This window comes from Pseudomonas sp. NFACC16-2 (assembly GCF_900119205.1).
In the GTDB taxonomy this organism is placed as follows: Bacteria; Pseudomonadota; Gammaproteobacteria; order Pseudomonadales; family Pseudomonadaceae; genus Aquipseudomonas; species Aquipseudomonas fluorescens_Q.
The window spans coordinates 22,512-45,975 of the sequence record NZ_FPIX01000015.1 but is presented as its reverse complement, the minus strand read 5'-3'; the positions used below and the strand labels follow the sequence as shown (position 1 = coordinate 45,975).

Genomic DNA, 23,464 nt, shown 5'->3' with positions numbered 1-23,464 from the left:
GGCCGTGGGGTAAGGTGCTTCAGCGCACGCGAACATAGGTACCGGGAGCTGCGTCCAGAGGCGGGTAGTTCGCGTTGCCCAAGGTCATCTGGGTTTCGTGCTGGGCGCCGGAACGCTCCTGGATCCAGCCCAGCCATTGGGTCCACCAGCTGCCTTCGACGTGCTTGGCGTCGTAGTACCAGGCCCGTGGGTCGCTGCTCATTTTTGCGCTTTCGATGTAGTTGGCCTTGGGGTTGCCCGGCGGGTTGAGGATGCTCTGGACGTGGCCGCTGTTGGAGAGCACGAAGCGTTTTTCGCCACCGAGCAACAGGGTCGAGCGATACACCGCGTCCCACGGTGTGATGTGGTCATTTATGCCGCCCACACTGAAGCTGTCCACCGTCACTTTCTGCAGGTCGATAGGTGTGCCGCACACTTCCAGACCGCCGGGATGGGTCAGTGGGTTGTGCTTGAAGAAGTCCAGCAGGTCGCCGTGGTAAGCCGCCGGCAGGCGGGTGCAGTCGTTGTTCCAGTAGAGGATGTCGAAGGCCGGCGGCTCCTTGCCCAGCAGATAGTTGTTGATGAAGTAAGTCCAGATCAGATCGTTGGGGCGCATCCAGGCAAACACCCGGGCCAGGTCGCGGCCATCGAGGATGCCTTTCTGGTAGGAACGGCGCTTGGCGGCTTCGAGAGTCTGCTCGTCGATGAACAGCGTGGCCGGGCTGTCGATCTGGCTGTCCAGCAGGCTCACCAGGTACGTGGCACTGGCGACCCGACGCAACTGGCGCTTGGCTTGCAGGTGGCCTTGCAGGGCGGCGATGGTCATGCCTCCGGCGCAGGCGCCCATCAGGTTGACCTCGCGGGCGCCGGTGATCGCCCGGCAGACGTTCATGGCCTCCTCCACGGCCTCGACGTAGCTGGACAGGCCCCATTCGCGGTGGCGTACGTCAGGGTTGCGCCAACTGATGATGAAAACTTGCAAACCGTTTTTCAGGGCGTACTGGACGAAGCTGTTGGAAGGGCTCAGGTCGAAAATATAGAACTTGTTGATCTGCGGCGGCACGATCAGCAACGGCTTGGCGTATTGCTTTTCGCTCATGGACCGGTACTGGATCAGCTCGAGCAATTCGTTGCGAAACACCACCGCGCCAGGGGTGGTTGCCAGGGTCTTGCCGACTTCAAAGGCATGGGGTGTGGTTTGTCGCGGCAACCCGTCGTTGTGCAGCAGGTCATCCACCAGATGGCTGAGGCCTCGAACCAGGCTGGTGCCGCCGGAGTTGAACAGCTCCTTGACCGCCAGCGGGTTGAGCAAGGTGTTGGACGGCGAAACGGCGTCGTTGAGCAGGGCAAAGGCGAAGTGGGCACGGGCGCGGTCATCCTGGCTCATGGTGCTTTCGTCGATCCAGCTCGTCACCTGTTTCTGCCAGCTCAGGTAGGCCTGCAGGCTGCGGCGGTAGAACGGATTGAGCTGCCAGGTGGGGTCGGCGAAACGCTGGTCGTTGGGGTTGGTGGGGTGCAGGGTCTCCCCCAGCAGCACTCGGCCCAGTTGACCGCCCAGCTTCAGCGCATGCCGGGCACTGTGCACCGGGTTGCGCAAGCCGTGTACGGCAACGCTGCGCAAGGTGGACAGCAGGTCCCTGCCACGCAGGCCGGTGACCGCACTTTGTGCGTTGATGAAGCTGGCAGGGGCGGGCATGGAACCCTTCGCCGGTTTGTCGCGCATGAGTCAACTCCTTCGTCATCAGGCTAAAAACAAACACACCGAACCAGACAACATAGTCGCTGTTTCGGGTCGCTGCGCGGTCCGGCGTCCTGCCAGGCGCTAATGGGCGGTTTCAGCCGCCCAGTGGTGAGGGGTGCGGATGCATCACCGCACGCTGACGTTCTTCCTCCAGGAATTTCATGATGATCGGCGCCACCGCCTCGGCCCGGGTGATCAGGAACAGATGGCCGTCATCGATGATGTGCAATTGGGCGTTGGGAATGCGCCAGGCCAGCATGCGCATGTTGATCAGCGGGATCAGCGGGTCATCGTCGCCAGCCAGCACCAGGGTCGGCTGGTGGATCTTGTGCAGCCAGTGGATGCTGGTCCAGCCCAGGCCGGCGAACAGTTGCCAGTAATAACCGAGCTTGCCCGCCGAACGAACCTTGGCCGCATGGCTGGCCGCCAGGCTCGGGTCGCGACGGAACGAACCGCCGTAGATCAGTGGGGCGATACGCATCACATGAGAAGGTTGAACGTAGCGCCGGGGGCTGGCCATCATCCACAGCACCTTCGGTTTGCCCGGCACCATCACCGCCCCGGCCGCCGTGGCCGCCAGTACCAGCTTCTTGCAGCGCTCGGGGTAGTCATGGGCGAACTGCTGGGCCAGGGCGCCCCCCCAGGACACGCCGATCACATTGACCTGTCCGTAGTCCAGGTAATCGAGCATTCGCGCGGTGAGTTTGGCCAGGCCAGGAAAGCGATACGGCCGGTTGGGCGTCGATGAGCCGCCGACACCGGGGACGTCAAAGGCGATGACTTCCAGGTCCGGGTCCAGGGCCTGGATGAACGGGAACACCAGCTCGAGGTTGGCGCCGATGCCGTTGAAAATCAGCAGTGGCGTCAAGTGAGGCTTGCCGGGACGTACCGCGGTGCGCAAGGTCTGGCCATCCAGATCGACGGTACGGAAGATGTACGGTTGCGGCATGCTCAAGCCCTGGGGTGGAGAAGTGGGAAAGCAGCTTCAAGCTTCAAGTTTCAAGCTGCAAGTTAAGGCGCTTGAAGCTTGCAGCTTGCAGCTTACAGCTATCTTTCATGCACATAAGTGCCGGGCGCCGCTTCACCGGCTGGGTAGGCCTTGTTGCCCAGCACGGTCGGGGCTTTTTTCAGTTTGCCCGAGCGCTCGGCCTGCCAGGCCTGCCAGTGCAGCCACCAGGAATCGGTGTGCTTGGTTGAATTCTCCTGCCAGTCCTCGGCCTTGGCTGGCATGTCATCACTGGTCATGTAGCGCGACTTGGGGTTGCCTGGCGGGTTGAGGATGCTCTGGATATGGCCGCTGCTCGACAGCACGAACTCGACCTTGCCACCAAACAGCTGTGCCGACTTGTAGCAGGACTTCCACGGCGTGATGTGGTCGTTGGTGCCGGCCAGGGAGAAGATGTCGGCGGTGACCTGCTTGAGATCGATGGGCGTGCCGCACACTTCCAGTGCATTGGGACGGGTCAGTGGATTGTTCTTGAACATTTCGATGAGGTCGCCGTGGAACGCCGCTGGCAGCCTCGTGGTGTCGTTGTTCCAGAACAGGATGTCGAACACGGGCGGCTCGTTGCCCAACAGATAATTGTTGACCCAGTAGTTCCAGATCAAGTCGTTGGGGCGCATCCAGGCGAACACCTTGGCCATGTCGCGACCTTCGAGTACACCGGCCTGGTAGGAATGACGCTTGGCCGCTTCCAGTGTCTGTTCGTCGACGAACAACGCCACGTCGGTGTCCAGGGTGGTGTCGAGTACGCTGACCAGCAGGGTCAGCGCATTGACCTTTTTCTCGCCGAGGGCGGCGTAATGGCCCAGCAGCGCGGTGCAGGTGATGCCGCCCGAGCAGGCGCCGAGCATGTTCACGTCCTTGCTGCCGGTGATGGCCGTGACCACGTCCACCGCTTCCTTGAGCGCCTCGATGTAGGTCGACAGGCCCCACTCGCGCTGTTCCTTGGTGGGGTTGCGCCAACTGACGATGAAGGTCTGCACGTTGCTGCGCAGGCAGAAGCGCGCCAGGCTCTTGTCCGGGCTCAGGTCGAATACATAGAACTTGTTGATTTGTGGCGGTACCACCAGCAGCGGTCGCTCGTGGACCTGCTCGGTGATGGGGCGGTACTGGATCAGCTCCAGCACGTCGTTGCGAAACACCACGGCGCCTTCGGTCACGCCCAGGCTCTTGCCGACCTCGAACGCGCCCATGTCGACCTGGCTCGGCATCCCGCCGTTGTGCACCAGGTCCTTGGCCAGGTGGGACAGGCCATCGAGCAGGCTCTTGCCGCCGGTTTCGAAGAAGCGCTTGACTGCTGCCGGGTTGGCCGCCGAGTTGGTCGGGGCCATGGCTTCGGTCATCAGGTTGATCACGAAATGCCCGCGGCTGATGTCCGCGGGCGAGAGGTTGCTGTCGTCGATCCAGGCGTGCAGCTCCTTGCGCCACGCCAGGTAGGTTTGCAAGTAGCGTTTGTAGAGTGGGTTCTGGCTCCACGCCGGGTCAGCGAAGCGACGGTCGTCGCCGGCCGGTTGCAGTTCGGATTTGCCGAACAGGACATTCTTGAGTTCGACGCCGAAATGGGCGACGTGCTTGACGCTGTGCAGCGGTTGTTTGATGGCCTGGGTCAGCACCATGCGGGCAGAGGCCAGCAGATCTTTCCTGCGCAAGCCGACGACGGGATTCAACCCCAGGGTATTTTCCGAGGCTTGATACTTCAGGTCATCGTTGTTCTTGTTGCTCATCTACGACGCTCCATTGTCCTTCAGACGAGTACCCGGATCGTGCCATGAAGCCACACAGCCAATACCAGGTACGCTGCTCGGGTGACCATTAATTCCGCATCGAGGGCCAATGAGGAAACGTATGCCAGGAACTCGGCGGTTCCTTTGCAGGTAACTTGCCAGCTCCATTGGTTACCCGAGTTTAATTTTTTTCGCAAGCAGGCCAGTCATTGACGTTGCTGCGCGGGCATTCAAGCAGATGAGTCTAGAAAAATCGCCCTAAAGCGCCAGCCCCTGAGTTAGAGCATCAGCTTGACGACGGACTCGTCCGGGTCGCGGGTTTTTCCGGCGGCCTTGAGTTCGCCAAGATAATCGTTCCACAAGTCTTGCTGACGCACCGCCAACTGGTAGAGATAGTCCCAGGTGAACAGCCCGCTGTCGTGGCCGTCGTCGAAGGTCAGTTTCAGTGCGTACTGGCCGGCCGGTTCGACCTTGATCAGTGCAACGTTGAGCTTGCCGTATTGCAGGATGGGTTTGCCGTGGCCCTGGACCTCGGCGGAAGGCGAGTGCACCCGCAGGAACTCGGCGGGCAAGTGATACTCCTCGTCCGGCGCGTATTTGAGCGTCAGGGTCCTGGAGGCTTTGTGCAGGTTGATGGCGGTGGGGAGTTTGGTCATAAAGGCAGCTTACAAGCTACAAGCTACAAGCTACAAGCTGAGCCGATCAGCTTGTAGCTTGAGGCTTACAACTTGCAGCTCAAAGAATATACCGCGACAGGTCTTCGTTCTGTGCCAATTCACCCAGGTGGCTGTTGACGTACTCGGCGTCGATGAGGATAGGCGCTTCGTTGTGGGCGCTCGCCAGGTCGCCGGCGCTGAACGAGACTTCCTCGAGCAGGCGTTCGAGCAACGTGTGCAGGCGACGGGCACCGATGTTCTCGGTCTTCTCGTTGACCTGCCAGGCGATCTGGGCCAGGCGCTTGATGCCTTCCGGGGTGAACTCGATGTTCAGGCCTTCGGTCTTGAGCAGCGCGCAATACTGTTCGGTCAGGGACGCGTGGGGCTCGCTGAGGATGCGTTCGAAGTCTTCCGGCGTCAGCGCCTTGAGCTCGACACGGATCGGCAGGCGACCCTGCAGCTCTGGCACCAGGTCGCTCGGCTTGCTCAGGTGGAACGCACCGGAGGCGATGAACAGGATATGGTCAGTCTTGACCATGCCCAGCTTGGTGTTGACCGTGCAGCCTTCGATCAGCGGCAGCAGGTCGCGTTGTACACCTTCGCGGGACACATCGGCACCGCCGACATTGCCGCGCTTGGCGACCTTGTCGATTTCATCGATGAACACAATGCCATGCTGCTCGACCGCCTCCAGCGCCTTGGCCTTCAACTCTTCTTCGTTGACCAGGCGGCTGGCTTCTTCGTCGCGCACCAGTTTCAGCGCTTCCTTGACCTTGAGCTTGCGGTTTTTCTTCTTGCCCTTGCCCATGTTGGCGAACAGGCTCTGCAACTGGTTGGTCATCTCTTCCATGCCTGGCGGCGCGGAAATATCGACGCCGGCCATTTCGGCCACTTCGATCTCGATTTCCTTGTCGTCCAGCTGGCCTTCGCGCAGGCGCTTGCGGAACAGTTGGCGGGTGTTGGAGTCCTGGGTCGCGGCGGCGTCGGCGTTGAAGCCCATGCGCGCCGGCGGCAGCAGGGCGTCGAGGATGCGCTCTTCGGCGGCGTCTTCGGCGCGGTGGCGGACCTTGGTGATTTCCTGTTCGCGCAGCAGCTTGATGGCGGCATCGGCCAGGTCACGGATGATCGACTCGACGTCGCGACCGACATAGCCGACTTCGGTGAATTTGGTGGCTTCGACCTTGATGAACGGCGCGTTGGCGAGTTTGGCCAGGCGCCGGGCGATTTCGGTTTTACCAACACCGGTCGGGCCGATCATCAGGATGTTCTTGGGGGTCACTTCGACGCGCAGTTCTTCGGGCAATTGCATCCGGCGCCAGCGGTTACGCAGGGCGATGGCGACGGCGCGCTTGGCATCGTCCTGGCCGATGATATGGCGGTTGAGTTCGTGGACGATTTCGCGGGGAGTCATGGACATAATAATAGGTGGTCCTCAAGCAGGAATGAGCCGTGGCGCTGGGCCTGGGCTTATTCCGCGAGGTCCTGCTCCTCAATGGTCTGGGTGTGGTTGGTGAAGACACAGATGTCGCCGGCAATGCCCAAGGCAGTCTCGACGATCTCACGAGCCGACAGGTCGGTTTTTTTCAGCAGGGCACTGGCCGCAGCCTGGGCGTAGGCACCGCCGGAACCCATGGCGATCAGGCCGTCTTCGGGCTCAACGACGTCGCCGTTGCCGGTGATGATCAGGGAGGCGTCCTTGTTGGCGACCGCGAGCATGGCTTCGAGGCGGCTCAGGGAACGGTCGGTGCGCCATTCCTTGGCCAGTTCCACGGCGGCTCGGACCAGATGGCCCTGGTGTTTCTCGAGCTGGCCTTCGAAACGCTCGAACAGGGTGAAGGCGTCGGCAGTGGCCCCGGCGAAACCGGCGATGACTTCGCCGTGATACAGGCGGCGGACTTTCTTCGCGTTGCCTTTCATCACGGTGTTGCCCAGTGAAACCTGGCCGTCGCCGCCCATGACGACTTTGCCATGACGGCGGACTGAAACGATGGTGGTCAAGGGAGAGTCTCCACGCAGCGGGGCGAAAATGCCCGGATGGAACTCATATGGGGGTGACGCGGGGTTTTTCAACTGTGGGGTGGAGGAGGGGATGAGCGGTTTGTCTTGCCTCACAGGCCAATCATACCTGTGGCAATGATTATCTGTGGCGAGGGGATTTATCCCCGCTGGGCTGCGTAGCAGCCCTAAAACCTTAAATGCGGTGTGTCAGATTGATCTGGTCGCTGCTTTTGGGGCTGCTGCGCAGCCCAGCGGGGATAAATCCCCTCGCCACAGTGGGTCGCTCGGCTGGACACCGTGTGCGATCAGCGGCTCTGGCGTTGTTGTAACAACAGGTTGCTGAAACCGCTGCCGGCCAATTGTTTCTGGGCCTTGGTCAGTTCTTCGCGGTTGCTGAACGGCCCGACCAGTACCCGGTACCAGGTTTCGTCCTTCACGGTGCCGGACTCCACCGACACGGACTGACCCAGCAGAATGATCTGCGCGCGAACCTTGTCGGCGTCGGCTTCCTTGCGGAACGAACCGGCTTGCAGGAAGAACTTGGTCACCGGCGCGGCTTTCTGCACCGGTGGGGCGGGTGGCGGCGTGATGCCGGCCAGGGCCGCCTGGGCGCGGGCGGTGTCGATCTTCGCCGCTTCGGCCGGGGTCACAGGCGTGGTGGGCACTTGCGGCGTCGGCAGGGTTTTCTCCGGTACGGCTTCGGGCGGCACGATGACTTCCGATTCCGGCAGCAAGGTGTAGAAGTCGTACTTCGGCTTCACCGGTTGCGTTGGGCTCGGCGGAGTCTTGTTGGCCTCGGCGATCCGCGTGGCTTTCTGCTGCTCTTGCCGGACGCGCTTGACGTCATCGCCCTGGCCCGGCTCCAGCTTCATCAGAAACACAATGAAAGCGCCGACGGTCAGGCCGATGGCCATCCACAACCAGCCCGGAATCGGTTTTTTGGCTGGAGGCTGGTAACGACTGGCGCCGCGTTTGGGTGCAGGTTTTTTCTTGGCTGCCAACTTACATGCGCTCCAGGGTTTCCAGGCCCAGCAGCTCCAGGCCTTGCTTGAGCGTACGCCCGGTCAGCGCGGCGAGGCGCAGGCGGCTCTGCATTTGCTCTGGGGTTTGCGCGTTGAGGATCGGACAGTTCTCGTAGAAACTGGAGAACAGGCCGGCGACATCGTACAGGTAGGCGCACAGGGTGTGCGGCGTGCCTTTGTCGGCGACGTTATTCAACACTTCACCGAACTGCGCCAGCTTCGCCGCCAGCTCCTGTTCCTGAGGGGCCTGGAGCACAATCTGGCCGTCCACTTCATTGAAGCTCTTGCCGAGCTTGCGGAACACCCCCGCCACGCGGGTGTAGGCGTACAGCAGGTACGGCGCGGTGTTGCCTTCGAAGTTGAGCATCAGGTCGAAGTTGAAGCTGTAGTCGCTGGTGCGGTGCTTGGACAGGTCGGCGTATTTCACCGCGTCGATGCCCACCACCTTGGCGATCTTGCGCAGTTCGTCTTCGGCCAGCTCGGGGTTCTTGCCCTTGACCAGGGTGTAGGCGCGGTCCTGGGCTTCGGTCAGCAGGTCGATCAGCTTCACCGTGCCGCCGTCGCGAGTCTTGAATGGGCGGCCGTCAGCGCCGTTCATGGTGCCGAAGCCCATGTGCTCCATCTCCATGGGATGGGTCACGAAACCGGCCAGGCGTGCGACTTCGAACACTTGCTGGAAGTGCAGGGCCTGGCGCTGGTCGACGAAGTACAGCACCCGATCGGCCTTGAGCACGCTGTTACGGTAGCGCACGGCTGCCAGGTCGGTGGTGGCGTAGAGATAGCCACCATCGGCCTTGACGATGATCACCGGCAACGGCTCGCCATCGGCGGTCTTGAACTGGTCGAGGAACACGCACTGGGCGCCGTTGCTTTCCACCAGCATGCCCTTGGCCTTGAGGTCGTTGACCACGTTGATCAGGTCGTCGTTGTAGGCGCTTTCGCCCATCACGTCGGCCATGGTCAATTTGACGTTCAGCAACTCGTAGATTTTCTGGCAGTGGGACAGGGAGATGTCCTTGAACTTGCTCCACAGCGCCAGGCACTCGGCATCGCCGGCTTGCAGCTTGACCACCAGGCCCCGGGCACGGTCGGCGAACTCGGGCGACTCGTCGAAGCGTTGCTTGGCGGCGCGGTAGAAATTCTCCAGGTCCGACAGTTCATCGCTGGTAATGGGGTTTTCCTGAAGGTAGGCCATCAGCATGCCGAACTGGGTGCCCCAGTCGCCAACGTGGTTCTGACGGATCACGGTGTCGCCGAGAAACTCCAGGACCCGCGCCACGCCGTCGCCGATGATGGTCGAGCGCAGGTGGCCGACGTGCATTTCCTTGGCCAGGTTGGGCGCCGAGAGGTCGACCACGGTGCGCTGCAACGGACCGGCCTTGCGCACGCCAATGCGCTCGTCGGCCAGGGCCGCGTCCAGGCGCGAGGCCAGGGCCTGGGTGTTCTGGAAGAAATTGATGAACCCGGGGCCGGCAATGTCGGCCTTGCTGACGTTCTCGTCGGCCGGCAGCGCGGCGATGATTTTCTCCGCCAGGTCCCGCGGTTTCATGCCGGCCGGCTTGGCGAGCATCATCGCGATGTTGCTGGCGAAGTCGCCGTGGGTCTTGTCGCGGGTATTTTCGACCTGAATCGCCGGCGACAGGCCTTCTGGCAGCACACCTTCAGTGACGAGTTGGGCGATGGCTTGCTGGATGAGCTGGCGAATGGTGTCTTTCATGGTCTTCTCTTTCAACCGCAGGCGCGGCGGCGCTTCGATGCGCTGGTGGAAAAACTGGGCATTATCCGTGGCCCGGACGAGCTTGCCAACTGTAGCGGGTCGGTTGGGGCTCAGTGGTGATTATTCTTGCTGGCCTGGATGCACTCGGTCCCACAGGGGACAAAGCTTGCAATCTGCTTATTCAGTACAAATCCACCGGATCCACATCCAGCGACCAACGCACTGCCCGTCCACTGGGCATCTGCTCCAGCACCAGTAGCCAGGCACTCAGTAGCCGATGCAACGGCGCCCGGGCATTGGCCTGTAGTAAAAGCTGGGCTCGATAGCGCCCCGCCCGCCGCTCCATCGGCGCCGGTACCGGGCCGAGCAGTTCGATACCGGTAAGGTTCTGCTGCGCCAGCAAACGCTCGGCCTCGCTGCAGGCTTCATCAAGGAACGCTTCGGCCTGCCCCGGCTTGTGAGCTTCAGCGCGCAACAGCGCCAGATGGGCAAACGGCGGCAGGCCGGCGCTGCGCCGTTCACTCAAGGCCTGTTCGGCGAAGGCGAAATAACCTTGCTCGGTCAGTTGGATCAGCAACGGATGATCGGCCAGGTGGGTCTGGATGATCACTTTGCCCGGCTCCTCGGCCCGCCCGGCCCGGCCTGCGACCTGGACGATCAACTGTGCCATGCGCTCGCTGGCGCGGAAATCACCGGAAAACAGTCCGCCATCGGCGTCTAGGATCGACACCAGCGTGACCCGTGGGAAGTGGTGCCCCTTGGCGAGCATTTGCGTGCCCACCAGGATGCACGGCTGGCCCTTCTGGATCGTTGCGAACAACTGGTTCATCGCATCTTTGCGCGAAGTGCTGTCGCGATCCACCCGCAGTACCGGGTAATCGGGGAACAGGATGCCCAGCCGTTCTTCGGCGCGTTCGGTGCCGGCGCCGACTGGGCGCAAGTCCACTTTGCCGCACTGCGGGCAATGCCTTGGCACGCGCTCGACGTGGCCGCAATGGTGGCAACGCAACTCGCCATGGCGTTGATGCACGGTCATCCGCGCATCGCAGCGCTCACAACCAGACATCCAGCCGCAGTCGTGGCACAACAGCGTCGGGGCAAAACCGCGGCGATTGAGGAACACCAGGACCTGTTGCCCGGCAGCCAGGGTCTGGCCGATGGCTTGCTGCATCGGCCCGGAAATACCGCTGTCCAGTGGGCGGCTTTTCACGTCCAGGCGCAGGAAGCGCGGTTGCTTGGCGCCGCCGGCCCGCTCATTGAGGCGCAGCAGGCCGTAGCGGCCGGTGTAGGCGTTGTGCAAGCTTTCCAGCGATGGCGTGGCCGAGCCGAGCACGATGGGGATGTTTTCCTGGCGGGCGCGCACCAGCGCCAGGTCGCGGGCGTGGTAGCGCAGGCCTTCTTGCTGTTTATACGAGCCGTCGTGTTCTTCGTCGATGATGATCAGGCCAGGGTTCTTCATCGGTGTGAACAGGGCCGAACGGGTGCCGATGATGATATCGGCCTCGCCGTCCCGGGCGGCGAGCCAGGCCTCCAGGCGGTCGCGGTCGTTGACCGCCGAGTGCACCAGGGCGATCCGGGCGTTGAAGCGCTGTTCGAAGCGCGCCAGGGTTTGCGGGCCGAGGTTGATTTCCGGAATCAGCACCAACGCCTGCTTGCCGGCCTCCAGGGTCTGGCGGATCAGTTGCAGGTAGACCTCGGTCTTGCCGCTGCCGGTGACACCCGCCAGCAGAAAGGCGTGATAACTGTCGAAACCTGCGCGAATCGCTTCGCAAGCGGCCCGCTGTTCGGCGTTGAGCGGCAGTTCCGGCTGGGCCAGCCAATGTTCATGGCGGGCGCCGGGGACGTGCCTGCGGACTTCCACCTGGACCAGGTCCTTGGCCAGCAAGAGGTCGAGGCTGTCCTTGCTGAGCATCAGTTTGCTCAACAATTGGTGCGCCACGCCGTGGGGATGTTGGGCCAGGGTCGCCAAGGCCTCGCGCTGGCGCGGGGCGCGGGCGATGCGTGGATCGTCCAGCGAGGCACCGGGCGCCACCGACCAGAACCGCTCCTGGCGCGCCTCGGCCGGTTCGCCCTGGCGCAGCAGCACCGGCAGCGCCCAGCTCAGGGTGTCGCCGAGGCTGTGCTGGTAATACTGGGACGTCCACAGGCACAACTTGAACAGCGCGGCGGGCAGCGGTGGCGTGGCATCGAGCAGGGCCAGGGCTGGTTTGAGCTTGTCGACCGGGACCTCGCTGTGGTCGCTGACCTCCACCAGGATGCCGATCATCTCCCGCCGACCGAACGGCACCCGCAGGCGCATGCCCGGCTGCAACTGCGCGCGCAGGACCCCGGCGGGGGCGCGGTAGTCGAACAGGCGGCGCAGGGGCGAAGGCAAGGCGAGGCGCAGGATGGCGTCGGGCACGCGGGGGATCTCGATAGGCGGACAAGTTCGCAAGGCTGAGCACGATTCAATGAGGGAGCGAGCTTGCTCACGACGGCTGCGGCACAGCCAGCATCACCGCAACTGACCCACCGCTATCGCGAGCAAGCTCTCTCCCACAGGGATTGGGCTTGAGGGCGCGAGCCTAGCAGACGGTTGGTATAAGCGACAGCTTGCGCGAATGACGATGTCTGGTAGAATCCGCGGCCTAATTACGTGCGGTATTCAACAATAGTGTTGGGTGGCGGCACGCTAGCCTGAGGAAAACAGCATGAAAACCGATATCCATCCGGAATACCCAGAAATTGCCGTAACCTGCAGCTGCGGCAACAAGTTCGAAACGCGTTCGACCTACGGCAAAGCCCTGGCGATCGACGTTTGCAACGAATGCCACCCGTTCTACACCGGCAAGCAAAAGACTCTGGATACCGGCGGTCGTGTTCAGAAGTTCGCCGATCGTTTCGGTGCTTTCGGCAAAGTTACTCCAAAAGCCTGAGGCTGATCATTTTGGATGGTCGTCTCGACCGCTCCAGACTGATGAAAAAGGCGTCCCTTGCGGGCGCCTTTTTTGTGTCTGCGATTTGCCTCGGTGGTGCCCAGGCGTCCTGTCCTTCGCCAGGCAACCTGCCCCAAGTGGCGGTGCAGCGGGTGGTGGATGGCGATACCTTGTACCTGGAGGATGGCCGGCGCATTCGGATGATCGGTCTCAACAGCCCTGAACTGGGCAAGCGAGGCCGCGCCGACGAACCGTTCGCCGTGGCGGCGCGTCAGCGACTCGAAGCCCTGGTGGCCGCCAGTGATGGCCGGGTGGGCGTGTTGCCTGGCAAGGATAACCGCGATGATTACGGCCGCACCCTGGCCCATGTCTACAACGCCCAGGGCGAGAACCTCGAAGAGCGGTTGATTGCCGAGGGGTTGGGGTTTGTGGTGGCGGTCGCGCCGAACGTCGACCTGGTCAGATGCCAGCAAATGGCCGAACGTCATGCGCGGCAAGCCGGCTCCGGCCTCTGGAAAAAATCGCCCGTCGTGCCAGCGGAGCAAATCAATGCGCCCGGTTTTGTGCTGATGAGCGCACGTGTCGAAAACGTGCAGCGCAATCGCGGTGGCATCTGGATTGAATTGCAGGGGTCAGTTGTCCTGCACATTGCGCCCGGTGTGCAAAGACGCTTCGACGCCTCGGCCCTGAAGCGGCTAAAGGGCCGAAAAATCGAGGCCCGTGGCTGGATCGTCGATCGCGCCCGACGCGGCGGCCACAAGGCCGGGCAGGCGCGATGGATGTTGCCACTGACCGATCCTGCCATGCTGCAAGCGGTCTTGTAAGAGAAAATTGTAGACATTTTGTCAGTGGATTGTATGCATGTGGCCCTTGTGTTTTGTGGCTCTTGGCCCAAAGTCGTAGGGCAGGGCGCTTGACAGCAGTGACTGGTCAGTCTTGTGGGGACTTTGCGAGGCGCGTATCCTCGGCGGTCCGTCTGTCCAACACAGTAAAAAGCGGAATGCCCACATGTCTGATCTGAAAACTGCCGCTCTCGAATATCACGCTAATCCTCGTCCAGGGAAGCTGAGTGTCGAGCTCACCAAGGCCACCGCTACTGCTCGCGACTTGTCGCTGGCCTACAGCCCCGGCGTAGCCGAACCAGTCCGCGAAATCGCTCGCGACCCTGAACTGGCCTACAAATACACCGGTAAAGGCAACCTGGTTGCAGTCATTTCCGATGGCACCGCGATTCTCGGCCTGGGTAACCTCGGCCCATTGGCTTCCAAGCCAGTCATGGAAGGCAAGGGCGTGCTGTTCAAGCGCTTCGCCGGTATCGACGTATTCGACATCGAAGTCGATTCCGAGAGCCCGCAAGCCTTCATCGACACCGTCAAGCGCATCTCCATCACCTTCGGCGGCATCAACCTGGAAGACATCAAGGCACCTGAGTGCTTCGAGATCGAGCGCGCCCTGATCGAACAGTGCGACATTCCGGTATTCCACGATGACCAGCACGGCACCGCGATCGTTACTGCGGCCGGCATGATCAACGCCCTGGAAATCGCCGGCAAGACCCTGCCGGAAGCCAAGATCGTCTGCCTCGGCGCTGGCGCTGCGGCCATCTCCTGCATGAAGTTGCTGGTGAGCATGGGCGCCAAGATCGAAAACATCTTCATGGTCGACCGTACCGGCGTGATCCACTCCGGCCGTGACGACCTGAACCAGTACAAGGCCGTGTTTGCCCACGCGACCGACAAGCGCTCCCTGGCGGACGCTCTGGACGGTGCCGACGTGTTCGTCGGCCTGTCGGGTCCGAACCTGCTGAGCCCGGAAAACCTGCTGCGCATGGCGCCGAACCCAATCGTGTTCGCGTGTTCGAACCCGGACCCGGAAATCGCCCCGGAACTGGCTCATGCAACTCGCAGCGACGTGATCATGGCCACCGGCCGTTCGGACTACCCGAACCAGGTCAACAACGTACTGGGCTTCCCGTTCATCTTCCGCGGTGCCCTGGACGTTCGCGCCAAGCGCATCAACGAAGAAATGAAAGTCGCGGCCGCCAACGCCCTGCGCGAACTGGCCAAGCTGCCGGTGCCTCAGGAAGTCTGCGACGCCTACGGCGGTATCAAGCTGGAATTCGGTCGTGAGTACATCATCCCGAAACCAATGGACGCCCGCCTGATCACCCTGATCTCCGACGCCGTGGCCAAGGCTGCGATCGAGACCGGCGTGGCGACCCTGCCGTATCCGAAGAACTACCCGCTCAAGAGCGTGGATGACGTGTTCAACGGCTAAGCCGTTGTAGCGCTTCAACAAAAAGCCCCGGCTCCTGAGAGTCGGGGCTTTTTTTGTCTGGATTTTATGGATGGAAACCCGTTGCTGGGCAAGCCGACAACCTGTGGCGAGGGGATTTATCCCCGCTCGGCTGCGTAGCAGTCGTAATTTGGCTGGCGCGGTTTCATGTATTGTTCCGCGCAGTCTGGATTTGGGGCTGCTGCGCAGCCCAGCGGGGATAAATCCCCTCGCCACAGGGGCCTTGCGCGGCATAAAAAAAGCCCCGCACTTCTTTCGAAGGCGGGGCTTTTGGATGAGACCGGTCAGAACAGATCGATTGGCGCCGCTTCGTCCGCTGGCAGCGGGCTGCCCGGTGCGACGCCATTGCCCAGCTCGTTGACCGACGGTGGCGTGTCTTCGCTTTTGAATAGTTCGAAGTACGCACCCGGGGTGCCCGGCGTGGCCGCTCGGCCGCTGACCGGGTCGACCCGAAGGCTGAGGATGCCTTCCGGTTCCGGCTGGGTGTGCGGCGGCTTGTCCTTGAGGGCGGCGCCCATGTAGGTCATCCAGATCGGTAGCGCCACCGTGCCGCCGAACTCGCGGCGACCCAGGCTTTCGGGCTGGTCGAAACCGGTCCAGACCGTGGTCACGTAATCGGCGTTGTAGCCGGAGAACCAGGCGTCCTTGGATTCGTTGGTGGTACCGGTCTTGCCCGCCAGGTCGGTGCGGCCCAGGGCCAGGGCGCGACGGCCGGTGCCGAGCTTGATCACGTCCTGCAGCATGCTGTTGAGAATGAAGGTGGTACGGCCATCGACAATGCGTTCCGCGACGGCGGGTGCTTGCGGCAGGCCTGGGGCCGTGGTGGCTTCGCCTGGCGTCGCATTGACCGTGAACGTGTCGGTGGACGGTGCGGCGACGCCATCGCTGGCCTGCTCGCCCGTGGGGACCCGTGGCGGGTTGGCGACGAACAATGTCTCGCCGTTGCGGCTTTCGATCTTGTCGATGATGTACGGGGTGATCTTGTAGCCGCCGTTGGCGAACGTGCTCCAACCCGTGGCGATTTCCATCGGCGTCAGGGTCGCGGTGCCCAGGGCCAGGGACAGGTTGCGCGGCAGGTCCTGCTTGTTGAAGCCGAACTTGCTGATGTAGTCGATGGTGCGATCCACGCCCAGCGCCTGCAACAGGCGGATCGATACCAGGTTGCGGGATTTGTACAGCGCCTCGCGCAGGCGAATCGGACCGAGGAACGTATTGGTGTCGTTCTTCGGTCGCCAGACCTTGTCCAGGTACTCATCGACGAACACGATCGGCGCATCGTTCACCAGGCTGGCGGCGGTGTAGCCGTTATCCAGGGCGGCGCTGTAGACGAACGGCTTGAAGCTCGAGCCCGGCTGGCGCTTGGCCTGAAGTGCACGGTTGTAATTGCTTTGCTCGAAGGCGAAGCCACCCACCAGGGAGCGGATGGCGCCGTTCTGCGGGTCGAGGGACACCAGGGCGCCCTGAGCCGCCGGGATCTGGCTGAACTTGAGCGTGTTGTCCGCCTGGCGCTGGACGCGGATCAGGTCACCGACCTGGGCAACGTCCGACGGTTGCCGTGGGTTGGCGCCCATGCTGTTGGTATTGAGGAACGGACGAGCCCATTTCATGGTGTCCCAGGCCACGTGTTCCTCTTGCTCGCCGTTACGGGTCAGCACCTTGATGCCGTCCTTGTCCACCGACGTGACAATCGCCGGCTCCAGGCTGCTGATGGTGCGCTGCTTGGTCAGCTCCAGGGCCCAGGCTTCCTTGGTCTTGCCCGGCAGGCGCGATTCAGGGCCACGGTAGCCGTGGCGCTGGTCGTAGGTCATCAAGCCTTCGTGCAGCGCGGTGTTGGCCATTTCCTGCAAGTTGCTCGGCACCGTGGTGGTCACGCGGAAACCTTCGGTGTAGGCGTCGCTGCCATAGCGCCCAACCATCTCGGCACGGGCCATCTCGGCGATATACGGGGCGTTCACTTCCGGTGTCGGTACGTGATAGCTGGCGTTCAGCGGTTCATTGATCGCGGCGGTGTAGTCGGCCTCGCTGATCTTGCCGAGCTTGTACATGCGCCCCAGGATCCAGTCGCGACGTTCCTTGCTGCGTGCCGGGTTGGCCAGCGGGTTGAAGCGCGAGGGTGCCTTGGGCAGGCCGGCGATCATCGCCATCTGTGCCAGGCTCACGTCGCGGATCGACTTGCCGTAATACACCTGCGCCGCCGCCTCGATGCCGTAGGCGCGGTTGCCCAGGTAAATCTTGTTCACGTACAGCTCGAGGATTTCATCCTTGGTCAGCTGCCGTTCGATTTGCAGGGCCAGGAGGATCTCGGTGGTCTTGCGCGAGAAGCTGCGCTCGCTGGTCAGGAAGAAGTTCTTGGCCACCTGCATGGTGATGGTGCTGCCGCCGGACTGGATGTGGCCGCTCTTGATCAACTGGCTGGCGGCGCGCATCAGGCTGCCCGGGTCGACGCCGTAGTGATTGGCGAAGTTATCGTCTTCAGCACTTAGTAACGCATTGATGAAATTGGGGGGAATGTCGGCGAAACGGATCGGCGTGCGGCGCATTTCGCCAAATTCGGCGATCAATTTGTTGTCGCTGCTGTACACCCGCAAAGGAATCTGCAACTGAATACTTCTCAGCGCCTCCACGGACGGCAATCCCGGACTAAGGTAAAGAAAGGCACCGCTCAGGCCCAAGAGCAGTCCGCAGAAAACGGCGACGATGGACCATCCGAAAAATTTCAGCAGACGAATCAAGGCTTTTGGATATCCAGGCAGAGAATGAAAAAGGCGCCAGGTGCTGGGATGGACCCGTGCTTGCAACAAAGCGAAAAAAAACGCTGGGCATTATAAGCATTTTTTTTCGTCGGGAATGCCATCCGGACGTCCGTCGGACCGGTGTGATTGAACGCAATGCATATTAGAGAGTCCGTAACTCACGGATAGTCATAGGGAATTGGTAGTGCTACGACTCTTCAATAAAAAAACCCATGCGCTTCTGGGGATCGACATCAGTTCGACGTCGGTGAAGCTGCTGGAGTTGAGCCGCCAGGGCGACCGATACCGCGTCGAGTCCTACGCGGTCGAACCGTTGCCAGCCAACGCCGTGGTCGAGAAGAACATCGCCGAGCTCGAAGGGGTGGGGCAGGCGTTGTCGCGCCTGTTGGCCAAGGCCAGGACGCCCTTGCGTGGCGTGGCCGTGGCCGTTGCGGGTTCGGCGGTGATCACCAAGACCATCGAGATGGACGCCGGGCTGTCCGACGATGACATGGAAAACCAGCTCAAGATCGAGGCCGATCAATACATCCCCTATCCCCTGGATGAGGTGGCCATTGATTTCGAAGTCATGGGTGTTTCGCCACGCAGTGCCGATCGCGTCGAAGTGCTGCTGGCGGCGTGCCGCAAGGAAAACGTCGAGGTCCGCGAGGCCGCGTTGGCGCTCGCCGGGCTGACGGCCCGGGTGGTCGATGTGGAGGCTTATGCGCTGGAGCGTGCTTTCGGCCTGCTCGCCAAGCAACTGGCTGCCTCTCAGGAGCGGCTGACTGTGGCGGTTGTCGACATCGGCGCCACCATGACCACCCTTAGCGTGCTGCACAACGGGCGCATCATCTATACCCGCGAACAATTGTTCGGCGGTCGCCAACTGACCGAGGAAATTCAGCGTCGCTATGGCCTGACACCCGAACAGGCCGGCCTGGCAAAGAAGCAGGGTGGCCTGCCGGACGACTATCTCAGCGAAGTGCTGCAACCTTTTCGCGAGGCCCTGGTACAGCAGGTCTCGCGGTCCTTGCAGTTCTTCTTCGCCTCGGGCCAGTACAGTGCGGTGGACCACATTTTGCTGGCCGGGGGCACGGCTTCGGTCGCCGGCCTGGATCGGCTGATCGAGCAGCGCCTGGGCACGCCGACCCAGGTGGCCAACCCGTTTACCAACATGGCCCTGAGCAGCAAGGTCAATGCCGGCGCCCTGGCCGGTGATGCGCCGGCACTGATGATTGCCTGTGGGCTGGCCCTCAGGAGTTTCGACTGATGGCGCGGATCAACCTGCTTCCATGGCGCGAAGAGCTGCGTGAAGAACGACGTAAACGCTTTTTGCTGGCCTTGGTGGGGGCGCTGGTCGGTGCGGTCGGCGTGGTCCTGGTCGCGGTCCGGTACTTCGACAGCGCCATCGACCATCAGGTCGCTCGCAATAGCCATCTCTCCGAGCAGATCGCCGTGCTGGACGAACGCATCAAGCAGATCAGCGAATTGAAGGCCCGTCGCCAGCAATTGGTGGAGCGCATGCGCATCATCCAGGACTTGCAAGGTAACCGGCCGGTCAGCGGGCGCATCTTCGACCAGCTGGTGCGGACCCTGCCGGAAGGGGTGTATTTCACTGAAGTGAAGATGGAAGACCGGATGCTCTTGATCAAGGGGGCCGCGGAGTCGAACAACCGGGTCTCGGACCTGATGCGCAACCTGGACTCGTCGGACCTGTTCGACACGCCCAGCCTGACGGAGGTCAAGGCCACCACCGCTGGGCAGCTCGACCAGGCCAACGTCTTCCAGCTGACGGTTCGCCAGACTCGCCCGGCCGATGCGGAGGACGCCCAATGAAGCCTGGGGAGTGGTTCGACGCACTGCGCAAGATCGATCTCAGTGACCTGGACACCAACAACATCGGTTCCTGGCCCGCGCCGATCAAGTGGCTGGCGGGTGTCCTGCTGGTGGTCCTGGTGCTGGGGCTGGGCTATAACTTTGCCTTGAGCGACTTGGAGAACCAGTTGCAGCAGGTGCGCGAGGAAGAAAACACCCTCAAGGCGCAATTCGCGGGCAAGGCCCACATGGCTGCGAACCTGGAGCGCTACACCGAGCAGATGAAGCAGATGGAAACGTCTTTTGGTGTGCTGTTGCGGCAATTGCCCAGCGATACCGAAGTGCCGGGCCTGCTGGAAGACATTACTCGCACCGGCCTGGGCAGTGGCCTGGAGTTCGAGGAAATCAAGCTGCTGCCGGAGGTCACCCAGCCGTTCTACATCGAGTTGCCGATCCAGATCACCGTGACCGGCGGCTACCACGACCTGGCGACGTTCGTCAGTGGGGTGGCGGGGCTGCCCCGGATTGTCACGCTGCACGATTTCGAGATCGCACCGATGGAGCCCGAGGCCGGCGCGAAGCTGCGCATGAGTATCCAGGCCAAGACCTACCGGTACAACGAGCAGGAGGCGCAACCATGAGGCCGCTGTGGCGTATCTGCCTGCTGGCAGGCCTGGTTGCGCTGGCGGGCTGCGACAGCGACAACGGTTTCAGCGACCTGGACGCCTACATGAACGAAGTGCGTCTGCGGCCACCCGGCAAGATCGAGCCGACGCCGACGTTCAGGCCCTACGAAACCTTTACCTACAGTGCCGCCAACCTGCGCAGCCCGTTTTCCCGGCAGGTCCGCGTGGACCAGGCTGAACGGCAGCGGGGCTCGCGCAATGTCCGGCCCGACCCGAACCGGGTCAAGCAGTACCTGGAAGGCTTCAACATCGAGCAATTCGAAATGGTCGGTACGATCTCCAATGTCAGTGGCTCCTTCGCGCTCCTGCGGGGCGCGGGCGGGGTGCATCGGCTCAAGGTCGGTGACTATCTGGGGCGCAACGACGGGCGGATCGTCAACATCAGTGCCACCCAGGTCGATGTGGTCGAAATCGTTCCCGATGGCGAGGGTGCCTGGTTGGAGCGACCACGGACCATTCCTTTGAAAGAGCATTCATAGTGGAATTCGAACAATGAACAGGTTTTTTTCAGCCCTCGGTATTTCGCTATGGATAGCGCTGTTGTCGCCGATGGTTCTTGGGGCCAGCCTGAAGACGCTGGATGTGGCGGCGTTGCCGGGGGACCGTGTCGAGTTGAAGCTCACCTTCGACGGGCCGCCGCCACCGCCCCGGGGCTACACCACCGAACAACCGGCACGGATTGCACTGGACCTGCCGGGCGTGACCAATCAACTTTCCAGCAAGCGCCACGACCTGGGCGGGGGCAATGCACGCAGCGCCACTGTGGTCGAGGCTGGGGATCGTACTCGGTTGATCATCGGCCTTACCCAACTGGCGCCGTATGACACCCGGATCGAAGGTAACAACCTGTTCGTGGTGGTTGGCAAGGGCGCCGCCCCGAAGAGCACTGCCCCGAAGAACTCCACCACTCAGCCCCCGCGCCCGGCGGTTGCCAGCGCTGCGCCTGCGAGGGCCAGTGGGCCGGTGGGCAAGGCGATCCGTGGGGTGGACTTCCAACGCGGGACCCAGGGCGAAGGCAACGTGGTGATCGATCTGTCTGATCCGTCCATCGCCCCGGACATCCAGGAGCGCGAAGGCAAGATCATCCTCGATTTCGCCAGGACGCAGTTGCCCGAGCCGCTGCGGGTGCGCCTGGACGTCAAGGACTTCGCCACCCCGGTGCAATTCGTCAATGCCAGCGCCGGCAGCGACCGGGCGACCATCAGCATCGAACCCAGCGGGACTTTCGACTACTCCACCTACCAGACCGACAACAAGCTCACCGTCAGCGTCCGGCCCATGACCGTCGACGACCTGCAAAAACGTAACGCCGACCGGGCGGCCTACAGTGGCGAGAAGCTCTCGCTCAACTTCCAGGACATCGACGTGCGTTCGGTCCTGCAACTGATTGCCGATTTTACCAACCTGAACCTCGTGGCCAGCGACACGGTGCAGGGGGGCATCACCCTGCGGTTGCAGAATGTGCCCTGGGACCAGGCGCTCGACCTGGTGCTCAAGACCAAGGGGTTGGACAAACGCAAGGTCGGCAACGTGCTGTTGGTGGCTCCGGCCGATGAAATTGCCGCCCGTGAGCGCCAGGAACTGGAGTCGCAGAAGCAGATTGCCGACCTGGCGCCGCTGCGGCGTGAGCTGTTGCAGGTCAACTATGCGAAGGCGACGGACATCGCCAAGCTGTTCCAGTCGGTGACCAGTGCCGAGGCGAAAGCCGATGAGCGCGGCACGATCACAGTCGATGAGCGAACCAACAACATCATTGCCTACCAGACCCAGGACCGTCTCGACGAACTGCGCCGGATCGTGGCGCAACTGGATATTCCGGTGCGCCAGGTGATGATCGAGGCGCGGATTGTCGAGGCTAACGTCGACTACGACAAAAGCCTGGGCGTGCGTTGGGGCGGTTCGATTCAAAACAAGGGCAACTGGAGTTCCTCGGGGGTTACCACGGGCGATTCAACCACTATCGGCACGCCGGGTAGCACCAGCACCAACCAGCCGTTCGTCGACCTGGGCGCCTCGGGCAATACCTCGGGCATTGGCATTGCCTTCATCACCGACAACGTATTGCTGGACCTTGAACTGACGGCCATGGAGAAGACCGGCAACGGGGAGATCGTCTCCCAGCCCAAGGTGGTGACGTCCGACAAGGAGACGGCAAAGATCCTCAAGGGCACGGAAATTCCTTATCAGGAAGCCAGCTCCAGTGGCGCTACGTCGGTGTCGTTCAAGGAGGCTTCGCTGTCGCTGGAGGTAACCCCGCAGATCACGCCAGACAACCGGATCATCATGGAGGTCAAGGTCACCAAGGATGAGCCGGACTACCTGAACAAGGTGAATGATGTGCCGCCGATCAAGAAAAACGAGGTCAATGCCAAGGTCCTGGTCAATGATGGCGAGACCATTGTGATTGGCGGGGTTTTCTCAAATACTCAGAGCAAGGTTGTAGATAAGGTGCCATTTCTTGGCGATGTGCCGTATCTTGGCCGCCTTTTCCGGCGTGATGTGGTTTCGGATAGCAAATCCGAGCTGCTGGTGTTTCTCACTCCGCGTATCATGAATAACCAGGCGATTGCTGTGAGTCGTTGATTCTGTGCGAAATTTGATTCTTGTTGGGCCGATGGGCGCTGGAAAAAGCACCATCGGTCGTTTGCTGGCCAAAGAGCTGCGCCTGCCGTTCAAAGATTCCGACAAGGAAATTGAATTGCGCACGGGCGCCAATATCCCATGGATTTTCGACAAGGAAGGCGAGCCGGGCTTTCGTGACCGTGAGCAGGCGATGATCGCCGAGCTGTGCGCGTTCGATGGCGTGGTGCTCGCCACCGGTGGCGGCGCGGTGATGCGCGAAGCCAACCGTCGGGCGCTGCATGCGGGCGGACGAGTGGTCTATCTGCATGCTTCTGTCGAGCAGCAGGTGGGGCGCACCGCTCGGGATCGCAACCGCCCGCTGTTGCGCACCGCCGACCCGGCCAAGACCCTGCGGGACCTTCTGGAGCTGCGTGATCCGCTGTATCGGGAGATCGCCGACCTGGTGGTGGAAACCGACGAGCGGCCGCCGCGGATGGTGGTGCTGGACATTCTCGATCGCCTTCAGCAACTGCCTCCCCGTTAATGCGCTTGGCGAAATGCGCTATCCTCGACGTCCCGTCGGAACCCTCCCGAGGCGTGGCGGATAGCCATTAATGAC

Annotated in this window: 19 protein-coding genes; 9 read left to right on the top strand and 10 right to left on the bottom strand. The window is 62.0% G+C overall.

Annotation, left to right across the window (positions count from 1 at the left end; genetic code table 11):
- Positions 1–19 precede the first annotated feature (19 nt).
- The 9 genes from phaC (BT116_RS14670) to BT116_RS14630 form a co-directional block, all read right to left on the bottom strand.
- On the bottom strand, positions 20–1,702 hold the full coding sequence (gene phaC, locus BT116_RS14670; protein ID WP_072344984.1) for a class II poly(R)-hydroxyalkanoic acid synthase: 1,683 nt from the start codon (positions 1,700–1,702) through the stop codon (positions 20–22).
- Between the two features lie 112 nt (positions 1,703–1,814).
- Complete coding sequence (phaZ, locus tag BT116_RS14665; RefSeq protein WP_072344981.1) at positions 1,815–2,669, bottom strand: poly(3-hydroxyalkanoate) depolymerase; 855 nt, start codon at positions 2,667–2,669, stop codon at positions 1,815–1,817.
- A gap of 98 nt (positions 2,670–2,767) precedes the next feature.
- Positions 2,768–4,447: a class II poly(R)-hydroxyalkanoic acid synthase gene (gene phaC / locus BT116_RS14660; protein ID WP_072344977.1), complete on the bottom strand. Its 1,680-nt coding sequence runs from the start codon at positions 4,445–4,447 to the stop codon at positions 2,768–2,770.
- Between the two features lie 278 nt (positions 4,448–4,725).
- Positions 4,726–5,103: a gamma-butyrobetaine hydroxylase family protein gene (locus tag BT116_RS14655; protein WP_072344974.1), complete on the bottom strand. Its 378-nt coding sequence runs from the start codon at positions 5,101–5,103 to the stop codon at positions 4,726–4,728.
- A 79-nt stretch (positions 5,104–5,182) separates the two neighbouring features.
- A complete protein-coding gene (hslU, locus tag BT116_RS14650) occupies positions 5,183–6,520 on the bottom strand; it encodes an ATP-dependent protease ATPase subunit HslU (protein ID WP_063323313.1) in 1,338 nt (445 codons plus the stop codon).
- Positions 6,521–6,570: 50 nt separating this feature from the next.
- Positions 6,571–7,101, bottom strand: a complete 531-nt coding sequence (gene hslV / locus BT116_RS14645; RefSeq protein WP_003196958.1) for an ATP-dependent protease subunit HslV — start codon at positions 7,099–7,101, stop codon at positions 6,571–6,573.
- 305 nt (positions 7,102–7,406) lie between these two features.
- Positions 7,407–8,102, bottom strand: coding sequence for an SPOR domain-containing protein (locus tag BT116_RS14640; protein WP_072344971.1), 696 nt, complete (start codon positions 8,100–8,102; stop codon positions 7,407–7,409).
- A gap of 1 nt (position 8,103) precedes the next feature.
- Positions 8,104–9,840, bottom strand: coding sequence for an arginine--tRNA ligase (argS, locus tag BT116_RS14635; RefSeq protein ID WP_072344968.1), 1,737 nt, complete (start codon positions 9,838–9,840; stop codon positions 8,104–8,106).
- A 181-nt stretch (positions 9,841–10,021) separates the two neighbouring features.
- Positions 10,022–12,241, bottom strand: coding sequence for a primosomal protein N' (locus BT116_RS14630; protein ID WP_072344966.1), 2,220 nt, complete (start codon positions 12,239–12,241; stop codon positions 10,022–10,024).
- A 289-nt stretch (positions 12,242–12,530) separates the two neighbouring features.
- Here BT116_RS14630 and rpmE point away from each other — a divergent pair, with 289 nt between their 5' ends.
- The 3 genes from rpmE (at position 12,531) to BT116_RS14615 (ending at position 15,032) form a co-directional block, all read left to right on the top strand.
- Positions 12,531–12,755 (top strand): 50S ribosomal protein L31, encoded by a 225-nt coding sequence (gene rpmE / locus BT116_RS14625; protein WP_053117645.1) that lies wholly within the window; start codon positions 12,531–12,533, stop codon positions 12,753–12,755.
- Positions 12,756–12,796: 41 nt separating this feature from the next.
- Positions 12,797–13,579 (top strand): thermonuclease family protein, encoded by a 783-nt coding sequence (locus BT116_RS14620; protein WP_072344963.1) that lies wholly within the window; start codon positions 12,797–12,799, stop codon positions 13,577–13,579.
- A gap of 184 nt (positions 13,580–13,763) precedes the next feature.
- The gene (locus tag BT116_RS14615) at positions 13,764–15,032 is read left to right on the top strand and encodes a malic enzyme-like NAD(P)-binding protein (protein ID WP_072344961.1); all 1,269 of its coding nucleotides are present in this window, start codon (positions 13,764–13,766) and stop codon (positions 15,030–15,032) included.
- Between the two features lie 302 nt (positions 15,033–15,334).
- Here the strand turns inward: BT116_RS14615 and BT116_RS14610 are convergent, their stop codons facing one another.
- On the bottom strand, positions 15,335–17,779 hold the full coding sequence (locus BT116_RS14610) for a penicillin-binding protein 1A (RefSeq protein WP_371856173.1): 2,445 nt from the start codon (positions 17,777–17,779) through the stop codon (positions 15,335–15,337).
- A gap of 208 nt (positions 17,780–17,987) precedes the next feature.
- On the opposite strand from BT116_RS14610, the gene BT116_RS14605 reads away from it, so the two are divergent.
- From BT116_RS14605 to aroK, 6 genes are read left to right on the top strand one after another with little or no spacing between them, the layout of a single operon-like run.
- Positions 17,988–19,052 carry a pilus assembly protein PilM gene (locus BT116_RS14605; protein WP_072344956.1) on the top strand — a complete coding sequence of 355 codons (1,065 nt, stop codon included), beginning with the start codon at positions 17,988–17,990 and terminating at the stop codon, positions 19,050–19,052.
- Positions 19,052–19,618, top strand: a complete 567-nt coding sequence (locus BT116_RS14600) for a PilN domain-containing protein (protein ID WP_072344953.1) — start codon at positions 19,052–19,054, stop codon at positions 19,616–19,618. The genes BT116_RS14605 and BT116_RS14600 overlap by 1 nt, the downstream gene beginning before the upstream one ends.
- Positions 19,615–20,238, top strand: coding sequence for a type 4a pilus biogenesis protein PilO (pilO, locus tag BT116_RS14595; RefSeq protein ID WP_003196977.1), 624 nt, complete (start codon positions 19,615–19,617; stop codon positions 20,236–20,238). Before BT116_RS14600 ends, pilO begins: the two co-directional genes overlap by 4 nt.
- Positions 20,235–20,762 (top strand): pilus assembly protein PilP, encoded by a 528-nt coding sequence (locus BT116_RS14590; protein ID WP_072344950.1) that lies wholly within the window; start codon positions 20,235–20,237, stop codon positions 20,760–20,762. The genes pilO and BT116_RS14590 overlap by 4 nt, the downstream gene beginning before the upstream one ends.
- Before the next feature lie 13 nt (positions 20,763–20,775).
- Positions 20,776–22,866 carry a type IV pilus secretin PilQ gene (pilQ, locus tag BT116_RS14585; RefSeq protein ID WP_072344947.1) on the top strand — a complete coding sequence of 697 codons (2,091 nt, stop codon included), beginning with the start codon at positions 20,776–20,778 and terminating at the stop codon, positions 22,864–22,866.
- Between the two features lie 4 nt (positions 22,867–22,870).
- The gene (gene aroK / locus BT116_RS14580; RefSeq protein WP_003196983.1) at positions 22,871–23,389 is read left to right on the top strand and encodes a shikimate kinase AroK; all 519 of its coding nucleotides are present in this window, start codon (positions 22,871–22,873) and stop codon (positions 23,387–23,389) included.
- Positions 23,390–23,464: the final 75 nt, after the last annotated feature.

Bases quoted from the DNA above. Each gene is read 5' to 3' on its own strand.
- phaC (WP_072344984.1), bottom strand. From the start codon at position 1,702: ATGCGCGACAAACCGGCGAAGGGTTCCATGCCCGCCCCTGCCAGCTTC.
- phaZ (WP_072344981.1), bottom strand. From the start codon at position 2,669: ATGCCGCAACCGTACATCTTCCGTACCGTCGATCTGGATGGCCAGACC.
- phaC (WP_072344977.1), bottom strand. From the start codon at position 4,447: ATGAGCAACAAGAACAACGATGACCTGAAGTATCAAGCCTCGGAAAAT.
- BT116_RS14655 (WP_072344974.1), bottom strand. From the start codon at position 5,103: ATGACCAAACTCCCCACCGCCATCAACCTGCACAAAGCCTCCAGGACC.
- hslU (WP_063323313.1), bottom strand. From the start codon at position 6,520: ATGTCCATGACTCCCCGCGAAATCGTCCACGAACTCAACCGCCATATC.
- argS (WP_072344968.1), bottom strand. From the start codon at position 9,840: ATGAAAGACACCATTCGCCAGCTCATCCAGCAAGCCATCGCCCAACTC.
- rpmE (WP_053117645.1), top strand. From the start codon at position 12,531: ATGAAAACCGATATCCATCCGGAATACCCAGAAATTGCCGTAACCTGC.
- BT116_RS14620 (WP_072344963.1), top strand. From the start codon at position 12,797: ATGAAAAAGGCGTCCCTTGCGGGCGCCTTTTTTGTGTCTGCGATTTGC.
- BT116_RS14615 (WP_072344961.1), top strand. From the start codon at position 13,764: ATGTCTGATCTGAAAACTGCCGCTCTCGAATATCACGCTAATCCTCGT.
- BT116_RS14600 (WP_072344953.1), top strand. From the start codon at position 19,052: ATGGCGCGGATCAACCTGCTTCCATGGCGCGAAGAGCTGCGTGAAGAA.
- pilO (WP_003196977.1), top strand. From the start codon at position 19,615: ATGAAGCCTGGGGAGTGGTTCGACGCACTGCGCAAGATCGATCTCAGT.
- BT116_RS14590 (WP_072344950.1), top strand. From the start codon at position 20,235: ATGAGGCCGCTGTGGCGTATCTGCCTGCTGGCAGGCCTGGTTGCGCTG.
- pilQ (WP_072344947.1), top strand. From the start codon at position 20,776: ATGAACAGGTTTTTTTCAGCCCTCGGTATTTCGCTATGGATAGCGCTG.